Raw genomic sequence first — 23,980 nt, forward strand, 5'->3', positions numbered from 1 at the left:
AACACGTTAAAAAATCAGGGCTACGGCTTCGACCATAATTATGGGCATGGTCAGCAGTCGCTGGCCACGGTGCTGGCTTATCTAATGCTGATGGCCTTTACCACCGATCAGCTCATTCAGTGGTGCAGTCATCCGTTTGAAGTTCTCTGGCGAGAAGCCAAAACAAAAGCCAAACTTTGGGCTACCTTCCGGGCCTTGTTTATGGTCAAACCCTTAACCAGTTTTAGACATCTATATCAAGAAACTGCTTACCTGTACGGAGTCGAAATTACTTGAAAACACCCAAATTAGAAACTGCTGATATATTGAGGATTTTCCGAATAAGGCGCTATAATAGAGCGAGTTAAGAGAATAAATCTTCGTGTCGATTAGTTAAGTTTATTGTTGAACCAATATGCCGATTCAAACGCTTTCCCGCCGGTACGTTTGGGTCGGCATACTGATTTTCAGGGGAATTGCGGGCTTAGAAGCCTTTTCGATACGATAGATTTAAGAGGGGATGTTACTTTTAAACCCAAAACCCATCACCATACAAAATGGAGCCTCATTCGGACGAAGCGTTGGTTCTGCTGTATGTACGTACTGGTGATACTACTACGGTTATCCCGCTGCAACTCTGCGAACGAAAAAAGTGGAGGAATTTGAGAAACCAATCAACCTATCTACCGTCCAAAAACTTCCTGCCCATCCTACTGTAAATGAATTATGACTAAGTGTGTACTATTTGTCTTTTGCAGCTTGTGCTCCTTATATCAGGTGCTGGCTCAGGATTCGACCCGGATTACCACAAACTTCAAAGATACAGTGGCTGTAAAGCCCGATACGTCGTACTGGCAGCGGTCTTTTAGTGGGGGCGTCAATTTCAATCAGGCATCATTCAGTAACTGGTCGGGTGGGGGCGTAAATTCCCTGGCAATAGGGGGGGCTATATCGGCCCGCGCGCTCTACGAAAAAGAAAAAACGTCCTGGGATAATACCGCCGATCTGCAACTGGGGTACGTTACCCAGTTAGGTAATACGCGCAAAGCCGCCGACCAGATTATCATTATCTCGGTGCTGGGGCACAAAATTGCACCCAGGTGGGATGTGTTCGTATCCGGAACCTTCAATACGTTCTTTGCTGCGGGCTATCGGTACGATAAACTCCCCGCCGACCAGACCCGATTACGGGTATCCAATTTCTTTGCACCGGCTCAGCTAACCTTATCGACGGGTATTGCTTATAAGCCGAATGACTGGTTCTCCCTTCGAATGAGTCCCATTGCTCCGCGTTTTACATTCTTGGCCGACCAGAGCGTACGGGTACGTCAGTTGGCCAATGGCACGTATGTTCCCGACGTTACGCAAAAAGCCTATGGCGTTGAACCTGGAAAAAGTGTTCGTACCGAGTGGCTGGCCTTTCAGTTGCAGGCGGCCCTAAACCGCAACCTGACCGATAATATATCGCTGAATGCCCGGTATCAACTCTTCTCGGAATACACGCATCTGGACAATATCAATCATCGGCTCGACTTTTTGCTGACCGCAAAAGCAAGTCGGTATTTGAGTACAACGCTCGGCCTGATTTTGCTGTACAATAAGGACTTTAGTCCCGACCTCCAGATTCAGCAAACGCTGGCTATCGGGCTGGTTTACAATTTGAGTTCGTTCAAAAAGAAGCGGGATGCCCAGAAAGCGGATGCTCCTTTGCCCGGCCGATTTTGATTTTATTCGGAATAGTATATTCTTTGCCTGAATATGTTGCTTGTTTTATTGCTAACCTAAAAACCAATTAGTTATGCTAAGTGAATTCAAACTATTCATTGCTCAGGGTAACGTTCTCGACCTGGCTGTCGGTGTCATTATTGGTGTTGCCTTTGGCAAAATTACTACCTCACTGGTGGAGGATATTCTTAACCCGATTATTGGGTTAGCTCTGGGTGGTATTGATTTGAGTCAGTTGAAGATTGTCCTGAAAGAAGCGATTGGGACTGTCCCCGAAGTCGCTATCCGGTATGGTAATTTCCTGAATGCACTCATCCAGTTTTTAATCATTGCCTGGGTTATTTTCCTGATTGTAAAAGGGGCTAACCACATGCGGTTATCCAGGTCGCTGGCTTTGAAAGAATAACTGATTCGAAATAAATTTTTGGTGGAAAAGCCCCGATTGATAGCCGGGGCTTTTCTATTTATGCGTTATTTTGCCGGTAGTATATAGTTACCATGGAAGTGCGGAAGATAGTTGTTCTTGGAGGGGGTGAAAGTGGTGTCGGTGCTGCTCTGCTGGCACAGGCTAAAGGGTTTGATATTTTCCTGTCCGATAGAGGCTCACTGGCAGAGAGTTACCGCTCAACGCTACAGGACGCTGGTATTTCATTCGAAGAAGGGCAACATACGGAGGAACGTATTTTGACTGCCAGCGAAGTAATAAAAAGCCCCGGTATTCCGGCAACAGTGCCGTTAGTACAAAAACTCCGGGCGCAGGGAATCCCCGTTATCTCTGAAATTGAGTTTGCCGCCCGTTATACCCGTGCCCGGTTGATCGGCATTACGGGCAGCAATGGAAAAACCACTACAACCCTGCTGATTTATCACCTGCTGAAAACGGCCGGGCTGAATGTTGGGCTGGCGGGAAATATTGGGGATAGTTTTGCCGAACAGGTGATAACCGATACGTTCGATTATTTCGTGCTGGAACTGAGTAGTTTTCAATTGGACGATATGTACCGTACGCATCTGGACGTGATGGTGCTGCTCAACATTACCCCCGACCACCTGGACCGGTACGACTACAACTTTGACCAGTATGTAGCGTCTAAATTCAGGATTTTACAGAACGCTTTGCCCGAAGACGATTTTATTTATTTCGCCGAAAGCCAGCCTATCCTGGCTGAAATGGCCCGGCGTATGCCCTCTGTTCAGTCCCTGCCAATCTCGCTGACAACAATTGCTTCGCCCGGTGGTTATTTGACGGATGGGCAACTGATAGCAACGAACAGGGAGCAGTCATTTGCCTTTGCACAGGCTGAAACACCCCTTCGTGGCCCGCACAACGCCATTAATATGCTGGCGGCCATACTGGCCGCGCAGTCTGTTGGTGTATCGGAGGAGGTTATTAAAACTGGCCTGAAAACGTTTCAGAATGCGGCCCACCGGCTCGAACCAGCCGGAGCCATCAACGGGATTCAATTCATCAATGACTCGAAAGCAACGAATGTTGACTCGGTATTTTACGCACTGTCGAGTATGGACGCACCGGTGATATGGATTGCCGGTGGCTTAGACAAAGGCAACGACTATAGCCAGCTCGATGAATTAGTTGGTCAAAAAGTAAAAGCACTCATTTGTCTGGGCGCAGATAATCATAAATTAGTAAATTACTTTGGTAACACGATTTCGTCTATTCATGAAACCCAGTATATTGAGGATGCTGTAGCTCAGGGGCTTGCCTGGGCAAAGCCGGGTGATGTGGTCCTGCTGTCGCCCGCCTGCGCCAGTTTTGATTTGTTCAGAAATTACGAGGATCGGGGTAACCAGTTTAAAACTGCGGTAACAAACTTAATAATGAATGCCTGAAAACGCATTCATCATTTATAATCGCACCGGCGACCCGGTCAAAAAATATGGCACTAGGCGAATGGATTCGTACGCACCTAAAAGGTGACCGCCAAATCTGGTGGATTGTTCTTTATCTTTCTATCATGAGTATCCTGGTTGTGTATAGCGCAACGGGTACCAAAGCATTCAGAGAACTGGATGGCAACACCGAAGCCTTCCTGCTCAAGCACGGGCTACTGCTGTTGATTGGTATTGCGTGTACGTATTTCGCCCACAAAATCAATTACGTTCACTACGCTCAACTGTCGAAGTTTGGTCTTTGGCTGTCTATTCCCCTGTTGCTGTGGGCTTATTGGAAGGGAGAAACGTTGAATGATGCATCCCGCTGGGTGACCATTCCCATTATCAATCAAACGTTTCAGCCTTCTGATCTGGCCAAGCTGGCCCTTATTTCCAATCTGGCCGCTATGCTGGCCAAGCGGCAGCGTTTCATGGACAATCCGGCGGTGCTGTTCAATCTTATTCTGTGGATTGCCATTATTTGCTCACTCATTATTCTCTCAAATACGTCGACTGCTTTACTGCTGGCGGCCACGTGTTTTTTGCTGATGTACATTGGGCGGGTACCCGTTCGCTACCTGGGCTACATGATTGTTGCCTGCCTGTTGTTCGGTGGTATTGCTCTGGCCTATGGGCAGCGGTTAGGTACGGCCGTTAGCCGGGTAAGTATGTTCACCCGGTCGGATACGATTCCGTTTCAGGTCGAGCAGTCATACATTGCGCTGGCCAACGGAGGTATTACCGGGCAAGGTCCGGGCAACAGTCACCAGCGCAATACGCTGCCCAATCCATTTTCCGATTTCATCTATGCCATTATTGTGGAGGAATATGGCCTGTTACTGGGCGGCATACCCGTGGTACTGGCTTACCTCTGGTTTTTGTGGCGAGGGTTAAAAACACTCCAAAAAGCAACCCGACCGTTTGGTGGATTATTATCGGCAGGGCTTACGTTCAGCATTGTTTTTCAGGCATTTGCCAGTATCTGCGTAGCTGTCGGTCTGGCTCCCGTAACGGGTCAGCCCTTGCCGTTGCTGAGTATGGGAGGCACATCGCTTATATTCACCGGTCTGGCGGTTGGTATTATTCTGAGCGTCAGCCGGGATGAAGCCGACGAGAGTAAAATATAAACGATATGAAAGTTATCATTAGCGGGGGCGGAACCGGCGGCCATATCTATCCGGCTATTGCCATTGCCAATGAACTGAAAACCATTGACCCAACCACCGAAATCCTGTTCGTTGGGGCCGAAGGTAAAATGGAAATGGAAAAAGTACCCCGTGCCGGTTATGCTATTGTGGGCTTGCCGGTAGTTGGCATAAAACGCGAACTGACGCTGGATAACCTTGGCTTTCCAATAAAGTTAGGACGGAGTTTACTGCGTGCCCGGCAAATTGTCCGCGACTTTCAACCCGATGCCGCCGTAGGTGTTGGCGGATACGCCAGCGGTCCTGTTCTGCTGGCTGCGTCGCTGAAAGGAATCCCAACGCTGATTCAGGAACAGAATTCTTATGCTGGGCTGACCAATAAAGTGCTGGCCCGCTGGGCAAAACGTATCTGCGTTGCCTATCCGGGTATGGAAGCTTTCTTCCCCGCCGATAAAATAAAACGAACGGGTAACCCCGTCCGAAGCGATATCCAGTCTGCCGATGGGCAGGTTGAGGCTGGTCGTGCCTTATTTGCCCTTGAGGTTAATCGTCCTACGCTCTTAATTATTGGCGGTAGTCAGGGAGCACGAACTATTAATGAAAGCATTGAGGCTGGGCTGTCCCGCTTTATTGATGCTGGCGTTCAGGTAATCTGGCAAACAGGTACGGCTTTTATTGAGCGGGCGAGGGCAGCCGTTGCAATGCTTGGTTCGCCCCTGATTAAGCCTTACGATTTTATTTACGATATGGACAAAGCCTACGCCGTTGCTGATGCTGTCGTGTCGCGGGCGGGTGCCCTGTCGGTGTCCGAACTGTGTCTGGTAGGCCGTGCGGCTATTCTGGTGCCTTTCCCGAATGCGTCCGAAGATCATCAGACCAAAAATGCGATGAGCCTGGTCGATAATAAAGCCGCTTTGCTCGTTAGCGATCAGAAAGCGCGGGCCGAACTTATTACAACCGCATTGACTCTGCTCAACAATCCGGCTCAACGGCAGGAATTAAGTACCCGAATCAAAACATTAGCCAAGCCCAATGCCGCCCGCGACATTGCTGAAGAAATAATAAAACTAACCAAACGCACTTGATTGTCGTTTCACATTGGTCGTCGCTCATCCCGGAATGACAATCTACTGATTACAGAATGACAACCTATTAACTAAAGAATGACGCTCTCTACGTTCAAATACATTTATTTCCTGGGTATCGGTGGTATCGGCATGAGTGCCCTGGCTCGTTGGTTTGGGGTTAATGGCTACACCGTGGCGGGGTATGATAAGACGCCAACGGCACTAACGGACGCCTTACAGGCAGAAGGTATGGTCGTTCATTTTGCGGACGATGTTGAATTGATACCAGCCGCATTCCGGGAAAACCCCGCTGAAACCCTGGTGATTTACACCCCCGCTGTTCCGAAAAGCCATACCGAGTACATTTATTTCACGGAGAATGACTTCACGCTCCAGAAACGTTCGCAGGTCCTGGGTTTGCTGGCCGGGCAGATGACAACAATCGGCGTGGCGGGTACGCATGGCAAAACCACAACGTCGTCGATGGTAGCGCATATTCTGCGCGATTCGGGGGTGAACTGTGCGGCTTTTCTGGGTGGCATTACCAATAACTACGGTACTAACTTTTTACTCAACCAACCCGCCGATGACCTGAAATCGGTAGTTTGCGTGGTGGAAGCGGACGAGTTTGATCGCTCTTTTCTGACACTGTTTCCCAAATATGCCATCGTCACCTCAACGGATGCCGATCACCTGGATATCTACGGTGCACATGATGCGGTGCTGGAATCGTTCGGAAAGTTCGTTAGTCAGATTGAAGATGACGGGGTACTATTTATGAAAGAAGGGTTGTCGCTAACCGATAAAACAGCCGCGCAGGTGCGACCCTATTCACTCCAATCGGGGCAGTATCACAGCCAGAATCTTCGGATAGAACAGGCGACGTTCGTATTTGACCTGGTACATCCGCAGGGCGTAATCGCTGACATCGCCATGCTGATTCCCGGTTTTCATAACGTAGAGAATGCTGTAGCGGCTGGGGCTGTAGCGTTGGAAGTAGGCGTTCCGCCCGAAGCAATCCGGTCGGCACTGAACACCTACCGGGGCGTACGCCGTCGGTTTGAGTATGTTCTTAAAACCGATGAAGCCGTATTGATCGACGATTATGCCCACCATCCGGCCGAAGTGCAGGCGTTTCTGTCATCGGTGAAAGCCTTGTACCCTGATCGGGAGTTGACGGCGGTTTTTCAGCCTCATTTGTTTAGCCGCACCCGCGATTTTGCCGACGGTTTTGCCGAAAGTCTATCGTTGGCCGACTCGGTTATCCTGCTGGATATTTATCCCGCCCGCGAATTACCGATAGAAGGAGTCACCTCCGACTTGATTTTTCGGGGCATACAATCGAAAAGCAAACGAAAATGCACCAAAGACGAGTTACCCGGCGTTGTGCGAGAAATGAAGCCTTCTCTGCTGGTTACCATTGGTGCGGGAGACATTGACCAGATGGTGCCTGTACTAAAATCGGTATTAACTGACCAATAGATAAAAAAATTCACAAACAATCCATCTTATTTACAGATGTTTTCTACCTTTAAATCATCCAAAAAGTGGTTGTTCACCCTCGGAGGGCTTTTGGGGCTGTTCGGCCTTATTGCTTTTACCGAAATACGGTATGGGCAGAAGCACGTTGGGAAGGTAGTCATACAGATCGATCAGGTGGACGGAAACCGTTTTCTGACCCGACGCGATGTAATGGGTTACCTGACAAACGAAGGTGCAGACCCGCTTGTTGGCAAAGATTATGCCAGTGTCGACCTGAAACGGCTGGAGAAAAGGCTGAAACAACACGGATTGATTCGGAATTGCCAGATTTCACGTGATCTGCCGGGAGATCTGCTCGTCGTTATCGAGCAACCTCATCCACTGGCCCGGTTGCTGGTTTCTGGAGATGGGGTGCGGATGATGTCGGGTCAGTATGTAAGCGAGGATGGGCGATTTTTTCCAATCTCAATGAATTACTCGGCACGTGTACCCATACTGACGGGTGGTTATTTTGAACAGAACCGGTCGTTGGTGAGTGAACGGAATCAGTCTTTGCTGGAACTATTGAAACGGATACACGATGACCCGTTCTGGCGGGCGCAAATCGCTGAATTGTCTGTGGATAAGGAAGGGATGGTAACGATGCAGCCTCAACTGGGTAATCATCAGATTGAGTTTGGATTGCCTACTGAACTGGATGCGAAATTTAGAAAGTTAAAATTAGTCTATACGGACATTTTACCCGCTAAAACATGGGATCGTTATAGTCGGATAAACGTTCAGTATCGGAACCAAATAATTTGCGAATAACAACGGGCATGGACGATAAGATTGTAGTAGGCCTGGATATCGGGAGTACAAAGATATGCGCGGTGGCCGGGCGTGTGATCAGGAATAACAAAGAGCAGGAAACGCTCGAAGTACTGGGTGTGGGCGAAACGAACTTAACCGATGGGGTAGCCAAAGGGTCGGTCGTAAACGTCAACAATACAGTGAACGCCATTCGTAAGGCGGTTACTGAAGCCTCGAATCAGTCGAATCTGGATATCTATGAAGTAAATGTGAGTTTTAGTGGTTCGCACGTAACTTCCGTTAAGGCCAGTGGGAGTATCACCCGCTCTTCCTTTGGCGACGAGGTGCAAACGGACGACATCGATCACCTGCTCAACGATATGTACCGTACCTCGGTTCCGGCCGATAAGGAGATCATCCACGTGTTGCCCATGGATTTTGTGGTCGATACAGAAACCAACATTCAGCAACCCGTTGGGCGAAACGGCGTGAAACTCGGGGCAGATTTTCAACTCATCACGGCGCAGACAACCGCCGTTCGGAATACCCGGAAATGTATTTCGCGCAACAACCTGTTGCAGGATACCATGATGCTGTCTGCTTTGGCTTCCGGCCTGGCCGTACTAACTGAAGAGGAGAAATACGCCGGTGTAGCCATTGTTGATATTGGCGGTGGTACGACCGAAATGGCGATTTACTACCGAAACGTGTTACGCCACATTGCTGTTTTGCCCTGGGCAGGCAATAGCCTGACATCAGACATTCAGGCAGGTTGTAAAATTCTGCCCAATCAGGCGGAGTTACTCAAGAAAAAATTTGGCAACGCCAATCCGAACGAGTTCAATTTAAACGAAGTCGTTGCCGTACCCGGTCTGATTAATCGCAAACCAAAAGATGTGCTGCTGAAAAACGTAGCGGTTATCATTGAAGACCGGCTGCGCGAAATTGCGGCTCTGGTACAGGCTGAAATTATTCGGTCGGGTTACGAAGGCAAACTGCTGGGGGGCATTGTACTGACGGGCGGCTCAGCGCTGATTCCGGGCGTAGAGGCTATTTTTGCCCGCGTAACCGGCATTGAAGAGGTACGGGTTGGGTATCCTGAAAATCTCGAACCTAATGGCCGCGCCGACCTGGTTGGCGATCCTACCTATGCTACGGCCGTTGGCCTGGTGTGGGCTGGCTATAAGACTATCGATAACCGGATTTCGTTTATCAGTGATCCAAACCGGTCCAATAAAGAAGAAGAACTGGTTGCCTCGCCCAATGTTGTCCGGTCTGGTTCTGTACCACAGAGCAGACCCGCTGCACCTACACCTGCGCCGGCACCACCGGTTGAGGAGCCAAAGAAAAACTGGTACGACAAACTGAAAGAAATATTCCAGCCGATAAAGGGCGACGAAACGGGCTATTATCCTTAGTCTTTAGACGGTATACCGATAATACGGGTATCTCTCATTCGTAAACTAACAGACATTACAAACCCACACGATGACTAATCAGGGCTATAAATTTGAAATAACTCCGAACGATAACCCTATCATCATTAAGGTTGTAGGGGTCGGAGGCATGGGCGGTAATGCTGTAAAGCACATGCGGAAAATGGAGATGCATGATGTCAGTTTTGCCGTGTGCAATACAGACCGTCAGGCACTCATGAGTAACCCCGTCGAAACGAAACTACAACTGGGAGATGGATTGGGAGCCGGTACCGAAGCTAAAGCAGGCGAAGAAGCCGCGCGTGCCAGTATCGATGAGATACGAAACCTGCTGGCACCTCCCACAAAAATGGTGTTCATTACGGCGGGTATGGGAGGGGGGACTGGTACAGGGGCGGCACCCGTAGTGGCCGAAGTGGCGCGGGAAATGGGCCTGCTTACGGTAGCCGTCGTAACGGCCCCGTACTGGTATGAAGGCACCGATAAAAAAGATCAGGCCCGGGAAGGAATTGAAAAGCTCAAAGTAAGCTGCGATACCGTACTCGTGGTGCTGAACGATAAACTGGCTGAACTGTATAGCGAGTTGACTTGGACAGAGGCCTACGCCCATGCCGATGATGTACTGGCCAATGCTGTGAAAAGTATTGCCGAAATCATCACTACCCAGGGTGATATCAACGCGGACTTTGCCGACGTGAAGAAAGTGCTCGAAAAAGCCGGTCAGTCCGTCATGGGTTCGGCCGAAATTGGCGGGGGCGAAGATCGGGCTGTGCGAGCTATCGAAGCCGCTCTGAACTCTCCTTTGCTCAATGACCATGACATCCGGGGAGCGAAACGGATTCTGCTCACGATTTCGTCCAGTAAGAAGCACGCCATGAAGCTGAAGGAGCAAACGGCTATTTCTGAGTTTGTTTCCCACAAAATTCAGAGTGAAGCCAAGATGTTCAAATTCGGGGCTATCACCGATGATAAGCTGGGTGAGAACCTGCGTGTAACCATTATTGCGGCTGGCTTCGATGGCGGACCGCTCGATGGACTGGAAGGTACTATGCCTCCGGTTGTTGAGACGGTTATCCAGGAGCCCGAACCTCAACCGGAGCAGGACGATACCCCCCAGGATGGTGTGTCACTGGATGAAGTACCCCAGAATGAGAGAAAGGAAGAACTCGTACTGGTTGATGCCGATGGTGAAGAAGAGCCTGAGACCAGGATGCCCGTTGACAAGCAAACGCCCACCAATGGACACAACGGAGGAAAAATTATCGTTGCCTCCGAACCACCTATTGTTGACCGAAATCCCTATAAGAGCGATACCCACGATACCGACGTACTGGAGTTAGATAATGAGGAACGTCCCAGCGATGAACGGCTGATTCAGCAGATAGTAGATGCCTTCGTGAAAAACCAGTACTTAGCCGCCGACCTCGATAAGCCTGCTTTCGAGCGTAACAAGACCGTGTTGTATTCAATCCCAATGCTGGCCGAGCAGGACTTTGTCCGCTCCAAGCTGAATGATTAGCGTATCAGTACCCTTCATTTATGGCAGAGACGCGCAAATCGTCTCTGCTTTTTTTATGACCGATGCAACCAACTTCCACCACCGTTAAAGAGACCATTCTGGCGCTAGCCCAACCTGAAAGAGCTGCTGCACTGCTGCACTTTTTTAAAACAGCACCAGGTCAATATGGGGAAGGGGACCGGTTTCTGGGCCTGTCAATGCCGCAACAGCACGCTATCGTTAAGCAATACCGCCAACTACCTGTCAGCGAAACCGAATACCTGGTGCGTGACGAGTATCACGAATGCCGAATGGTAGGATTACTTATATGGGTTACGCAGACCCGTGAAGGTAACTCACTTCAACGAGCCGAAATCCTGGAACGCTATCTGGCCAATCGACAGTACATCAACAATTGGGATTTGGTCGACGTTACGTGTCCGCATATACTGGGTCGGCATGTCATTCAGAGTAACCGGTCTGTTTTGTATGATCTGGCCCGCGAAGACCATCTTTGGAGTCAGCGCATGGCCATCGTGTCGACCATTGCCCTGATTCGGCTGGGTCAATTTAGTGATACCTTTGCCCTTACCGAATTACTGTTGCCCCACAGGCACGACCTTATTCATAAGGCCATCGGCTGGATGTTGCGCGAAGTAGGTAAGCGCAATGCCGATGCCCTGGAAGAATTTCTGCACGACCACATCCGTCAACTGCCCCGAACGTCCCTTCGGTATGCCATCGAACGGTTCGAGCCAGCCCGCAGACGTTATTATCTGGATTTGTAAGGATGGGTAGATAATAAAATGAGCCGGGTCAGTGAAATCCTGAACCGGCTCATTTTATTTCCGGGAAGTGTGTTTACCCTATCGCATCATTTTATTCAGCTTGCCCGATGCCTGCATGGTATTCATTTTTTTCATCATCTTCCGCATCTCGTCAAACTGCTTCAGCAGGTTGTTCACCTGTTGAATATCCGTACCGCTGCCGTTGGCAATGCGTTTTTTACGGCTTCCGTCAATGATGTCGGGACGTTGGCGTTCCTTGGGCGTCATGGAACCAATAATAGCTTCGATGGGCTTGAATGAGTCATTGTCGATGTCTAAATCTTTAACCATTTTACCCATACCGGGAATCATGCCGAGCAAGTCTTTCACGTTACCCATCTTCTTGATCTGCTGTAACTGACTCAGGAAATCGTCGAAGTCGAACTGATTCTTCCGCATCTTGGCGTTGATGCGTTTGGCTTCGTCTTCGTCGAAAGCCTGCTGCGCCCGTTCTACCAGCGAAATCACGTCGCCCATACCCAGAATCCGACTGGCCATCCGGTCGGGGTAGAACACGTCGAGGGCTTCCATTTTCTCACCCGTGCTGATAAACTTGATGGGCTTATTTACAACCGTTTTGATGGACAGAGCCGCTCCACCCCGGGCGTCGCCATCAAGTTTGGTCAGTACAACGCCATCAAAATTAAGTCGTTCGTTGAAGGTTTTGGCTGTATTAACAGCGTCCTGCCCCGTCATGGAGTCGACTACAAACAGGGTTTCGCTGGGCGAAATGGCCTTTTTCACGGCTTCAATCTCCTGCATCATGACTTCATCGACGGCCAGACGACCGGCCGTGTCTACAATCACAATTTTTTTACCGGTTTTACGGGCCTGACTAATGGCATTGGTTACGATGGCAACCGCATCCTTATTCTCCGGCTCGGCATACACCTCTACACCAACCTGCTCGCCCAGTACTTTCAACTGGTCGATAGCGGCCGGACGATAAATATCGGCGGCAACCAGTAGTACATTGCGCCCCTGCTTTTTCAGATAAGCAGCTAACTTACCTGAAAATGTCGTTTTCCCAGATCCCTGCAACCCCGCAATCAGAATAACGGCGGGTTCTCCTTTTAAATTGATGCCCTGAGCTTCGCCCCCCATGAGTTCAGTCAGCTCTTCCTGAACGATTTTGACGAACAATTGACCCGGCTCAACGGAGATAAGTACCTTTCGGTCAAGGGCTTTTTCCCGAATCCGGTCGGTAATATCCTTGGCTACCTTGTAGTTTACGTCGGCATCGGTCAGGGCGCGACGAACTTCTTTGATGGTAGCGGCAACGTTAATTTCAGTGATGCGGCCCTGCCCTTTCAGGGTTTTGATGGCCTTATTGAGTTTATCCTGGAGGTTCTCGAACATGCGTTTTCAGACTTCATGCCGGACGAGTCCGGTTCGTTTTGGTACTGTAATGTCTTTGTAAGCACAAAGATAATCGTTTCCGGCGCGTAATGCGTATTCGAGTACCAGGCCTTTTACGCAATCCGTCTGGCATAAAAGCACTCATCACCAAACAGAACCACCCCACACAAAATCACTGAATCCGCTGGCTGGCCAATGACGACCTATCAAGCGGCTGTCCGATAAGTCCAGGAGTTTGGCCCGGCCATTGAGTACCTTCACATCCTGTGGTGTGCAGGTTTCCTTCACCTCAAAGGCCTGATTTCGGTCCAGGATGAAATCTATTTCGGTGCCGGTTGTGCGTTCGTAGTAGTTAAGCGGACCTAATCGGGTTAGTTGATTCGCAATGGCATTTTCGAATAATTGGCCGCTGCTTACCTGTCCCATAAGCTGCAGCAGACCCGTATCCGAGAAATAGAACTTGGGTTGTTTTGTCAACTCTTTGTTCAAACCACCCGTGTACGGGCGGACGATCTGAATAAAATAGGTGTATTCCAGTAAGTGCAGATAATCTTTGACCTTGTTCCGATTCTCACCAATCAGACTGGCTAACTTGCTGTAATCCATACGGCTCCCTACGCGAACTGCCAATAGTTGAATCAATTTGTAGAGTGTGTCGCTCAGGCTAAAATCGGCCAGTAATTTTATGTCTAACTCGATATAGGCATTCAAAACGTCTTTCAGATAATCCGTTTTTTCCTGCGCTGAGTCGGATAAAACTACCTCCGGGAAACCACCGTACTGGACAAACTCTTCGTATAAACCAAGCCATCGATCATAAAACGTAAACAGAAAGGGTTGCATTCTACCCACCTGTAGCCCGTTCAAATCCTGATTCCTGAACAGCAAAAACTCCTCAAAGTCGAGGGTATGCATCTCAAAAATCTGCTTCCGTCCCGCTAAACTTTCGGAGAAATGATTCTTTAAATAAAACGAGCTTGAGCCGGTAACGATAAACTTTATGTTGTACGTATCGTACAAACTTTTGATTACGCTGGTAATGGCGGGCACTAGCTGAATTTCGTCCAGGGCCACTACCGCCGGTTCGGTAAACGAGAGGCCCAACGCCTGTAGGCCGCGTTCGATGTCGTTGTAGGATTGTTGATTAAAGAGAATGCGGTTCTCGATTCGTTCCAAATCCAGATACAAGACGTTGGTGTGCGGCACCCTGTTTAGCAAATGGCGCACCGCCGTTGACTTGCCGACCCGGCGCATACCCGTAATAACGGTTACCTGCTTTTTCAACAGGTGCGCTTCCAGTTCTTCATAAATCTTTCTTCTAAACATAAAAACTGGTATTTTGCACAAAAAAAATGTAAAATACCTATATTTGTGTAGCTTATGAAATGCTGATAGTGCTTTTAAAGAAAAACGGTCTCTATTGATACTGCCGACCGATTCGAACGGTTTTTACCAACAAGCCATTCCGCAATAGCAACTGTTTACACCAGTCTGGCAGCTAAATCCATGTGATGCTGAGAGAAAATAGGGTGTGGCATGTTAAATACTGGGCCTACCGAACGGACAGCACCCAGGAGAAGGAGATGGGGGCGCCCTCATTAGAGATGCCCTGCACTACAATCCGCAATCGTTTGGCCATATCGTTGAGCGGGAAGACCAGGTTAGCCAGTCCGTCAGGGCCGCTCTCGCCCAGCGGTTGCCAGAATAGCACATCCCGCCGGTCGGGCCAGGGATTGACTTCCGGGGTTTCGTACCGGGGCACGTAAAATTCGCGTGGGGTGGCAAAGCCGTTCACCGTCGTGGCCACACTAGTGTGCTCCGGCAGGACCAGTTCTCCGCCTTTCTTTGTGTAAATGGCAATGACACCGTTAGCACTACGCGCCCCGTAGATGCTGGCAGTACCCGCATTTCTCAGTAGCTCAACACGGCTAACCGACGACCCACTAACTGACTCCAATATATCCTTCAATATAGTCTTGTCAATAATCACTCCGTCAAGTAGGTACAGCGGTGAGTTGTTGCCTAAACTAGAGTAGTTGCGATTAAGCAATAGATTCATTCCGGGTACCTGAGGCAGCATTTCCGCAAGCGTCTGGCTCCTATTTACATCTTTAGGTACAAATACGCCATCGGCCTCCCCGTGTATGCTTGCCTGTTGCTCCGCTGCCGAACGTTCAGGAGTGAGCTTAGATGCTCTTACAACCACTTCAGCCAACTGCCGGGCCGTCGAGTCGCGGTAGAATGCAGGCCAGGCCGTCTGACGCAGCTGGGCGTCAGACAGAGTTTCTGCGTCGATTTGTTGTAGCGTAGCCAGCGGTTGAGTACTGAATCGGGTGCCCGGCGCGTCGAAGGTTACCACCGCATCAGCCGACTGGAGCGCACGGGCCACCACCCGTACCGTATCGGTCACCAGCAGCCCATCCAGCCGAAAAGCACCCTGCCCGTCGGTATCGAGGCTACGCAGTATTTTCTGGCCATTCTGTTCCAGCTGGAGAAGTACCGCACTCCGGGTTACAAGCTTTCCCCGGCGGTCATTGACGTGGCCACTTAAACGCCAGCCCCCGGTCGAATCGGCGGGTTGGGGCGCAGGCAACCGTCGCCAGCCCTGGGTTAGCAACAGGTTATCGAGGTCGCGCAGCCGGTCGGGTTCCAGATAGTAAGCGGGTGATTCAACTGCGCCCCGCAAGCCACTCGTTAGTAGCAAATGCGTTCGGATACTGGGCGGGAGCGTGTCGGGTGGCAGTTGGTCCGCGTCCGTAACCGATGCCGACCAACTGCCCGCTACCGGATAGTTATCCGCATCCCGAAACGTTAGCCCCAGCCCCACCGTTTGGCGGGCTTCGTACCGGGGCTTGCCCAGGGCTACCCGCATCTGGATGGCTTCGGTACGCTCCGGAACGAACACCAGCCGCTCGGCACGGGGCTGACCGGTCTGGTCCCACAGTGTGAGTCGGCATACGCCGGCCGGCAAACTGCTAAGGGGCAATGTAAACTGCGCTTCCCCCTTGGGCAGCGACCATTTCTGCCGGTACATCAACTGCTCCCGGCTTTGTAGCGTGATGTACACCGGTTGCTGTTCATAGCGGCCCGTTGCCCGCACCCGTACCGTAAGCCGCATACTGTCCGAGACAGCATCGGCAGAAAGGCTCCAGCCTTCCGCTTCGGCAACGGGTAACAAAACGGGTTGGCTAACCACATTCGGTATCGGCTCAATCAGGGCCCTGTAGGACTTCCCCGCCTGCGGGGTGATGGCTACCCGCCCCATGCCCAGCGCATTGGTACTGAACTGCGCTATGGCTACCCCAGCCGGGTCAACGATGCGCCCGCTAACGGCCTGCCCCCGTCCGGTGGAGCGCAGTGCCTTGATGCCCAGATTCGCTGGCACGCCCACCAGCCACCGTCCTCCTTCGGGTAAAAACTGGATGTCGAGCGAGTCGGTTGAGACTGGCTCCGTGGCCGTACCGGGAGCCAGCCCCCGTCCTGCCCGGCCAGTTGCCACTTCCGAACCCGACTGTTTCAGGCTAAAAATGGTCAACGACCGTTCAAAAGCGGGTCCATTGGCTATTTGGTCCAGCGCGGTATAGGCCCGCAGCCGGTACGTTCCCGCCGACAGTGTATCGGCCAACCGGAAACTGGCGGCCACCCGCCCATCGGCCAACTGTAGCCATTGATGCTGAACTACCCGGCCCGTTGGCGCGATCAGTTCGACCTGCAACACGCCTTTGCGCCCGGCTACCGGCAGTTGCCGGGCGGCATCCAACACGTAAGCACTCAGCCAGAGCTGGTCGCCAGTGTAGTAAAAACCTTTATCAGTCTGCACATACACGATGGGAGCTGTACGCTCATACTGCCGTTGGCGCAGGGCGTCCAGCGAGTCCAGTTCCGCATCGGGTTTGGCGGGTCGGCCGGCCTCGATGTCGGTTGGGATCAGGTTTTCGGCATCGGCGGGCAGCCAGTCTACGGGCAGCAGCGTAGCCAGCCGTTCACTGCCCAGGTACCCCCGCACATCCAGTCCGTTGCCCTGCGTTATTCCCCCGTTGGTGGTTAGTTCCACAGACTGATTGGGTAACAGCAGCATCGAGTAGGCATAGGGGGAATCACGGTAGGGAGAATTGGCCGTGTAGACCCGGTTATAATAGACTTCCAGCGGTTGAGAGGACACCAGCCGACGCTCAAAAGGCAGATCACCAGGCAGAAACAGGGCGCGGGCCTGGTCGGGGCCGAGGTAGTGTCGCTCCGTGGTGCGCACCAGTGGCAAAAGCTGATTCACGTTGTTGTCGCCGGTCAGCGGGGTCTGGTAAACGGTATAGCCCGCCCGCTCATGCGTACCCGTCAGCAAACTGGCCAGCAGGTGTTGCAGTGACCCGTGGTACGCCTTCTGCCGACCAGCCTGCCATTTGGCCTGCTGTCGGGCATCGGTAGTTGTCAATTCTTCAAACCGGGCGGTACCGGCAAAGTTCATACGGCTCCGGTAGACATCAAAATGCAGCAAATCGTAGTGCAGTCGGTAACCCAGGGCTTCATTGTCAATGACCAGCGGCTCGGTGGCCGATGCCAGCAGGCGGCCCTTTTCCTCCTGGAAGGAAAGCACATTGGGGTTACTGATGTGGCACTGCCGCGCCTGCGGGCGGCTACCCAGCAGTTCGCGGCTGAACTGCCGAAACTGTCGTTCCCAGACTTTATTGTAGCGACCCGTAACGGTAACGGCCGCTAGGGCCTGACCAGTGGGGTCGAGTTTAAGATCGATGGTGCGGGCATTGCTCAGGCGCAGCGACTGACGAATGGTTTGGTAGCCCAGGCTGGAGCCTACCAGTTCCTGGTTGCCCAGCGGCACGTTCGTGAGTTGGTATACTCCATTTTCATCAGCGGTGGTGCCACGCGATGTGTTGTTGATGTAAACCGTAGCGAAGGGAAGCGTCTGCCCCGTTTTGGCATCCAGCACCCGACCTTTCAGGCTGGTAACCGGCGTTTGTGCGTGGGCGAGATCAGCGAGTAGGCAACACGTGAGTAGGCAACACTTAAACAAGGCACTCATACTGTTTCTTATAGTAAGCTAACCAACTCTTGTGGTAAATCAGGCCACTTGGGAGATTATTAATGTAATTTTAAGCATCTAAAATACAATATTTTTTTTGGCATTATAGTTGATATGATAAAGAAATAAGGTACTTGTTTTTGTTTTAATTCTACTCTATGAAGCAATAATACTATTTAGTCGTTATATTCGCGGTGTAGGCGTTTTTGCTGAAATGGCTGATGTAACTTATACGGTAACCCTAAACTATTGCCTCTATGAGAACTCTTTTGACGAAAAAAGCGGCAGCCTGTATTGTCGTGACTGCTTCGCTGATTGCCTACCCCATCCTGTCATCAGTAGCGGTTAAAATGCCAACTCAGTCGGTTGCCAAAACGACACAACTGGTCGAGCCGATAAAACAACAGAGCGAGAATCCCACGCTGGCGCGCAACACGGCTAAAAAGACGGAATCGTCGTCCACCGAATCGCCAGCGAAAGAGCAGCAAGTGCAGGACAAAAAAGCCATTGGCCGATGCTGGAAACGATTAATGAATATGGTCCGGGAAGTCAGACATGCCCAAACCAACAAAAAATAATTCCTGCATACTTTATTCCGGCCCGGAACAGTCTTATACAGCTAGAGGTGGGCGGTAGCCGACTGTTTGGAAAGTAGTCCGGCTTCCTGCGCAAAAGCCGCCAGTTTCTGCCGATAATCTCGTACCTGCTGCTGGGTATATTCTTCGCTCCAGCCTAATTCTGATGCCATTAACCTGGCAATCTGCGGAGTAACCCGGGCGGTTAGCTGCCAATCGGCAAGTTCCAGCCGCCATCGGCGGGCCAGTACGTCCCGAAGCGTAACCGCCATTTCTTCCCGTACCTGATAAACTACCTCCGCTTTCAAAAAAGGTAGCTGGTCGGTGAGTTTTTCTGCCAGTGCGGGCTGCTCCTGCGTGATTTGTGCTACCTGCCCTGACCGAACACCGTAGGTCTGAACCAGGTGCTTACACACATCGTCCGAAAAACCATACTGCGTTTTTAGTGCCTTCCAGGCATCGAAATGGTAGTTTTCTCCCCCTACTAGATAGTGTGTCTCCGTTATGCCAGGTACTGATTTTTTCAATAATTCGCCGGCGCGGTCAATGGCATCCTGCGCCATCAATCGGTACGTTGTCCACTTACCACCGAGCAGACTAAGCAAGCCCGACTCTGTATCGTACTCAACTTCATGGTCGCGAAGCAACGTTTTTGTATCGGCCCGACTGCTAACAATCAGCGGGCGAATGCCGCCAAAGCCAGCCTGTACATCTACCCTGCCAGGGGCTTTGTCCAGATAGGGACGTACCGTTTCGAGGAGGTAATCGACTTCACTGGATTCCAGTATGGGTTCGTGGGCCAGGTCCTGATAATCATTGTCCGTTGTGCCAACAAATACGTTGTTATCGAACGGGATAGCAAAAACAACCCGCCCATCACTCGTTTTTGGAATCAGAATGGCATGGTCACTTTGTAGTGTTTCGCGGGGAAGCACAATATGGACGCCTTTGCTGGGCCGGATTCGCTGGTCGAGCCGTGGGTTGGCCAGTAGCCGAACACCGTCGGCATAAGGACCGGTGCAGTTGAGAAAGACGGTAGCCCGCACTACCGTTGTTTTACCGGTGAGCTGGTCCTGCACCAGGGCCGATTGTATGCGTCCCTGTTCCTTGTTGAAACCTGTTACGGCAGCGTAGTTGACGGTAGCCGCACCCGCTTCGTCGGCGGAGTGAGCCAAAGCGAGGGCGTAGCGGGCATCGTTGAGCTGTCCGTCGTAATACAGTACGGCACTATGCATCTGCCGGGTTAGCATCGGACTTTTATCCAGGGCCTGCGCTTTGGTAAGCCAGCGGCTCTCCGGAAAGTTGTCCTTACCGGAAATAAAACCGTAGAGCGTTAACCCAATAGTCATGTACATGCCCTCGAACCAACTGAATACGGGTGTAAGGATAGCCAGTGGCTGCGCCAGGTGGGGCGCATTCCGAATAACCGTCCGGCGTTCGGCCAACCCGTGACGTACCTGCCGAAGCTGGGCCAGGTCCAGTTTTTTAATCGCCTGCTCCAGATACCGGACACCACCATGAATCAGTTTCGTCGATCGGGACGAGGTTTCTCCGGCGAAATCACCCCGGTCAACCAGAGCAACCTTATACCCGCGAAGGGCCGCGTCCAGGGCCGCACCCGCCCCGCTGGCCCCGGCACCAATGATGCAAATATCGAATGATTCCTGCTGCAGCCGCTTCCAGTTTCTGTCTCGATTCATAGGGTAAATATAAGGCAAAATTGTGGTTGGGTATTGGTAACAAACTGAGTATCCAGCAGATGAATGGTCTTATCCATCACAAATTACCCACCCTGTCAGGCTGAAAAACCGCGACTGCGTCCGCCAAAAAAGCCGCTACGACCCCGTGATGGCCGAACGGTACGCGTAACGCGGGACGTACGAATGTTTTCGCCAACCCGCGTGGAGCGTTGATACAGCGAAGAGTTGGCGTACACCCCCGAACCGTACCGCCGGGCATCGTCGCGATACTGGGGAGCCGACGAGCGGCCCAGCATGTAGCCCATACTGCCCCAAAGCAAGACATTGGCCAAACCACTGCGGTGGTGGTATGCCTGCGGATTATTTAGGTAAGTGCTTGTCGACTTGTCAGTTTCTACCAGGCGTTTGGCTGCTTCCACGCTCAGTGTATCCCGGTGACCATCGTAATAACTAACAATGGCACCCGCTTTATTGGTTTCGGTTTCTTGTTCGTCCGTAATTTTAAAGTTACCGGGCGCTGTTTCTGTAATGTACGTGCGAACACCCCGCTTAAAACGGGTTTCGGTTCGCTGCTCATCGTCCGTGTTGTTATTGGTACCACAGCTCTGCAATATGGCTGAGCCGCTGAGTAGGGCTAATGTAAGGGTGGTACTGAGGGTAATATCTTTTACGCGTCGAAGAACGGCATGTCGGCGAATGAGTGTCATGGCCTGTAGTAATGAGAGTTGACTACTAAACTACCATACTGCCGGGAAGAAGACAACTCAATACGGATGAACTACGTACCGGGATAGATTAGCGGTTATCAGAAGGGATGATATTTTGTGCTAAATAAGATGGACAGACCGGCCGATACGCCCACCACGCTAACGGTGCGGTCGCTGCTGTACGACAAACTCTCAGACCGGTTGTTGGTGCTGATGGCCGTTGAGGTCAGGTTGTTGAAGGTGAATTCAGACCGGCTGTAATCGGCATCGAGATGTACGGATAGCGCACGGCCAAGCCGGTACCGGAGGGATATCCCCCCACCCAGTGCCAGTGCCATACTTTGGGAACCCGTCGTTGTCACCGACATTTCCGTTCGCCCAAAGTTGCCAGACATTGAGGTGTTCGGCAATACCGCCAGCGCACGTCCCGCCAGTAGCCGGGCATCGACTGAAAAACGACCCATTGGCATGGTGACATACGGACCTGCCATCACCGTCATGACCGACCAGTTATCGGCTTTAGCCGTCCAGATGTCGGAGTCATTACGGTACAGCGCATCGAGCATAGCCCCCGTATTGACCGTATTCCGGTGTTGCTCACCACGAATCATCAGGCCTACCGGCCCTGCAATTCGATAACCGATAGCTGCGTTAAAAGCGAGGCCCTGCCCGGCCATGCAGGCCTGAGGGGCAGTGGCGTTGCAATTGGCAAAACTGCCCACGGGCAAACTGACACCGGCTGATGCAGAAATGAACCCTTTTTTATCCTGATGCGATAAAATAAACGTCTTCTGGCAAAAAGCAGTCGTGGCTATACCAACTGCCAGCACGGTGTAGAAGAGTTTTTTCATGGCGTAATTCGTTGCTAAGTAAGTGTATACCTAGGCTCACAAATTAAATGCCAATTTTGATAAATCATTAAGATAATTGTAATGTTTATCTGTTTACAGTAACATATCCGGGACCCCTGAGTAGTTGCCCTGGTCGTTGCCCCGTATGTTGACTATTATCGACAACGGGTGTACCATTGACAATAACCCACGAAATGCCCGTTGTGTAGGCGTGGGGTTGCTCGTAAGTAGCCCGGTCGGAAATTGTTTTCTCGTCAAACACTACAATATCAGCCGCATAGCCAGGGCGAAGCGATCCCCGGTCGGTAAGTCGGAAACGCTGGGCTGGCAAGGAGGTCATTCGGCGGATAGCTTCTTCAAGCGGGATGATATGTCTTTCCCGTACGTATCGGCCAAGCACGCGGGCGTTGGTGCCGTACGCGCGGGGGTGCGGCATACCCGACCCAAACGTAGCCACCCCGGCATCCGAGGCAATCATGGTGTTCGGATACCGTAGAATGGTTTCGACATCCGTTTCCGACATGGTGTGATACACCATCTGGATGCGTTTCAGACTGGCTCGTTCCATAAGGTCCATGATTAGGTCGGCCTCCATATCCGGCGTGTTAGGGCGACCCAGTTTTTGATTAATCTGGCTAATTGCCAGGCCATTGAACGTGGTGTCGGGCCGGTAGCTGGCCACAACGGCATAGGCATAATTTTTTCGCAGGTTTTTCTTCAGGCTTGCCAGCATCTCCGTTCTGATTTTAGCTCTGGTAACCGGGTCGCGAAAACGAAGCAGCACGGCCGAATCGCCATCGGCTAGTGCCCAGGAAGGTAGAATACTTTCCAAAGAGGTGCTGGAAGCCGTGTATGGGTATTGATCTACGGTCACGTCCAGCCCCTCGCGCCGGGCCGATTCTACCAGATCAACCGTTTCAGTGCTTTTTCCCCATAAGGGCTTACTGGCTACTTTAAAGTGCGAAATCTCTACCGGTAGTCGGGCTTCCCGACCAATTTGAATAGCTTCCTCAATAGCTTGTTTTACATTCTGCCCCTCGTTGCGTATGTGAGAGGCATATACTCCGCCGTAGCGGGACACTATTTTGGCTAAATTCACTACTTCGGGTGTATGGGCGTAGGTGCCGGGGGTGTAAATGAGTCCGGTCGATAAGCCAACGGCTCCGTCCTGCATTGCCTGCTCCACCAGACTATCCATAGCGGTCTGTTCGCGGGTGGTCGGGTCGCGGAAAGCCATCTTCATAACCTGCAAACGGACTGAGTTATGACCAATCAGCGAGGCCACATTGATCGATGTCCCCCGTAGCCGGAGGGTATCGAAATAGCTGCGCAGGTTGGCACTCGAACCCCCGCAGTTGCCGGTTACAACGGTTGTAACGCCATCATAAATAAAATTGGGTGCGCCGGGCTGTGCCTCCAGACTGCCCTCTACGTGGGCGTGAACGTCAATAAAACCCGGAGCAACGACCAGACCGGTGGCGTCGATGGTGCGTTTGGCATCCGTGGCCGATAGGGTTCCCACCCGAACGATGCGCCCGTTTTGGATAGCCACATCGGCATACATCCAGGGGTTACCCGTTCCATCGATGACCCGTCCATTTTTTATAATGAGGTCATAGGATTGGGCATGCGTAAGACTGATAACCGGGAGATAAAGGAGTACTAACAGAAAACGAGGATGCATAACCATATGGAGTACGGTAAATCAAACGAACTGACGCTGAATATACCTGTTTTGGGGTAGAAATAAAGCCATCCGTACCGATTCGTTGTAGCCTGGCCTGCGTATTTTGCCTGAACAGGCAACCTCCTGATTTTCTTATTTTCTTAACACCGCTTATGCCAGTCCTATTAAACTTTTCTGTTGCTTTGCCGTTCCACTTTATGACCAATCCCCTTTTACTTAATC

General features: G+C 51.3%; 18 protein-coding genes and 1 pseudogene. 12 read left to right on the forward strand and 7 right to left on the reverse strand.

Annotated elements, in window-relative coordinates:
- The 11 genes and pseudogenes from B157_RS39090 to B157_RS0121955 form a co-directional block, all read left to right on the forward strand.
- Positions 1 to 276 (forward strand): annotated as a pseudogene (locus tag B157_RS39090) (hypothetical protein); the annotation flags it as partial.
- Positions 277 to 705: 429 nt separating this feature from the next.
- Complete coding sequence (locus B157_RS0121910) at positions 706 to 1,704, forward strand: DUF3078 domain-containing protein (RefSeq protein WP_026308883.1); 999 nt, start codon at positions 706 to 708, stop codon at positions 1,702 to 1,704.
- Between the two features lie 73 nt (positions 1,705 to 1,777).
- Positions 1,778 to 2,110 (forward strand): large conductance mechanosensitive channel protein MscL, encoded by a 333-nt coding sequence (gene mscL, locus B157_RS0121915; protein ID WP_020605456.1) that lies wholly within the window; start codon positions 1,778 to 1,780, stop codon positions 2,108 to 2,110.
- 92 nt (positions 2,111 to 2,202) lie between these two features.
- On the forward strand, positions 2,203 to 3,555 hold the full coding sequence (gene murD / locus B157_RS0121920) for a UDP-N-acetylmuramoyl-L-alanine--D-glutamate ligase (protein WP_020605457.1): 1,353 nt from the start codon (positions 2,203 to 2,205) through the stop codon (positions 3,553 to 3,555).
- A 47-nt stretch (positions 3,556 to 3,602) separates the two neighbouring features.
- Positions 3,603 to 4,724 carry an FtsW/RodA/SpoVE family cell cycle protein gene (locus tag B157_RS0121925; protein ID WP_020605458.1) on the forward strand — a complete coding sequence of 374 codons (1,122 nt, stop codon included), beginning with the start codon at positions 3,603 to 3,605 and terminating at the stop codon, positions 4,722 to 4,724.
- A gap of 5 nt (positions 4,725 to 4,729) precedes the next feature.
- On the forward strand, positions 4,730 to 5,827 hold the full coding sequence (gene murG / locus B157_RS0121930) for an undecaprenyldiphospho-muramoylpentapeptide beta-N-acetylglucosaminyltransferase (protein ID WP_020605459.1): 1,098 nt from the start codon (positions 4,730 to 4,732) through the stop codon (positions 5,825 to 5,827).
- A gap of 78 nt (positions 5,828 to 5,905) precedes the next feature.
- Positions 5,906 to 7,291: a UDP-N-acetylmuramate--L-alanine ligase gene (gene murC / locus B157_RS0121935; protein WP_020605460.1), complete on the forward strand. Its 1,386-nt coding sequence runs from the start codon at positions 5,906 to 5,908 to the stop codon at positions 7,289 to 7,291.
- A gap of 36 nt (positions 7,292 to 7,327) precedes the next feature.
- Positions 7,328 to 8,101 carry a cell division protein FtsQ/DivIB gene (locus B157_RS0121940; protein WP_020605461.1) on the forward strand — a complete coding sequence of 258 codons (774 nt, stop codon included), beginning with the start codon at positions 7,328 to 7,330 and terminating at the stop codon, positions 8,099 to 8,101.
- Between the two features lie 8 nt (positions 8,102 to 8,109).
- Positions 8,110 to 9,501: a cell division protein FtsA gene (gene ftsA / locus B157_RS0121945; RefSeq protein WP_020605462.1), complete on the forward strand. Its 1,392-nt coding sequence runs from the start codon at positions 8,110 to 8,112 to the stop codon at positions 9,499 to 9,501.
- A 70-nt stretch (positions 9,502 to 9,571) separates the two neighbouring features.
- Positions 9,572 to 11,038, forward strand: a complete 1,467-nt coding sequence (gene ftsZ / locus B157_RS0121950; protein WP_020605463.1) for a cell division protein FtsZ — start codon at positions 9,572 to 9,574, stop codon at positions 11,036 to 11,038.
- A 62-nt stretch (positions 11,039 to 11,100) separates the two neighbouring features.
- A complete protein-coding gene (locus B157_RS0121955) occupies positions 11,101 to 11,805 on the forward strand; it encodes a DNA alkylation repair protein (protein ID WP_020605464.1) in 705 nt (234 codons plus the stop codon).
- Positions 11,806 to 11,883: 78 nt separating this feature from the next.
- On the opposite strand, the gene ffh is transcribed toward B157_RS0121955, so the two are convergent.
- The 3 genes from ffh to B157_RS0121970 all read right to left on the reverse strand — a co-directional run bounded on the left by ffh (position 11,884) and on the right by B157_RS0121970 (position 18,238).
- On the reverse strand, positions 11,884 to 13,203 hold the full coding sequence (ffh, locus tag B157_RS0121960; RefSeq protein WP_020605465.1) for a signal recognition particle protein: 1,320 nt from the start codon (positions 13,201 to 13,203) through the stop codon (positions 11,884 to 11,886).
- A gap of 144 nt (positions 13,204 to 13,347) precedes the next feature.
- A complete protein-coding gene (locus B157_RS0121965; protein WP_020605466.1) occupies positions 13,348 to 14,529 on the reverse strand; it encodes an ATP-binding protein in 1,182 nt (393 codons plus the stop codon).
- Positions 14,530 to 14,755: 226 nt separating this feature from the next.
- Entirely contained in the window at positions 14,756 to 18,238 is a 3,483-nt protein-coding gene (locus B157_RS0121970; protein ID WP_026308884.1) for a carboxypeptidase-like regulatory domain-containing protein, read from the reverse strand.
- Positions 18,239 to 18,495: 257 nt separating this feature from the next.
- Between B157_RS0121970 and B157_RS0121975 the strand changes: the two genes are divergently transcribed.
- Complete coding sequence (locus B157_RS0121975; RefSeq protein WP_041952238.1) at positions 18,496 to 18,816, forward strand: hypothetical protein; 321 nt, start codon at positions 18,496 to 18,498, stop codon at positions 18,814 to 18,816.
- A 41-nt stretch (positions 18,817 to 18,857) separates the two neighbouring features.
- Here the strand turns inward: B157_RS0121975 and B157_RS0121980 are convergent, their stop codons facing one another.
- The 4 genes from B157_RS0121980 to B157_RS0121995 form a co-directional block, all read right to left on the reverse strand.
- Positions 18,858 to 20,513, reverse strand: a complete 1,656-nt coding sequence (locus B157_RS0121980) for a glycerol-3-phosphate dehydrogenase/oxidase (protein WP_020605469.1) — start codon at positions 20,511 to 20,513, stop codon at positions 18,858 to 18,860.
- A 95-nt stretch (positions 20,514 to 20,608) separates the two neighbouring features.
- The gene (locus B157_RS0121985; protein WP_020605470.1) at positions 20,609 to 21,220 is read right to left on the reverse strand and encodes a Cj0371 family chemotaxis-regulating polar lipoprotein; all 612 of its coding nucleotides are present in this window, start codon (positions 21,218 to 21,220) and stop codon (positions 20,609 to 20,611) included.
- Positions 21,221 to 21,318: 98 nt separating this feature from the next.
- Complete coding sequence (locus B157_RS0121990) at positions 21,319 to 22,071, reverse strand: hypothetical protein (RefSeq protein WP_020605471.1); 753 nt, start codon at positions 22,069 to 22,071, stop codon at positions 21,319 to 21,321.
- Between the two features lie 85 nt (positions 22,072 to 22,156).
- A complete protein-coding gene (locus tag B157_RS0121995; protein WP_041952239.1) occupies positions 22,157 to 23,755 on the reverse strand; it encodes an N-acyl-D-amino-acid deacylase family protein in 1,599 nt (532 codons plus the stop codon).
- Positions 23,756 to 23,980: the final 225 nt, after the last annotated feature.

The organism is Spirosoma spitsbergense DSM 19989, assembly GCF_000374085.1.
Lineage (GTDB): Bacteria > Bacteroidota > Bacteroidia > Cytophagales > Spirosomataceae > Spirosoma > Spirosoma spitsbergense.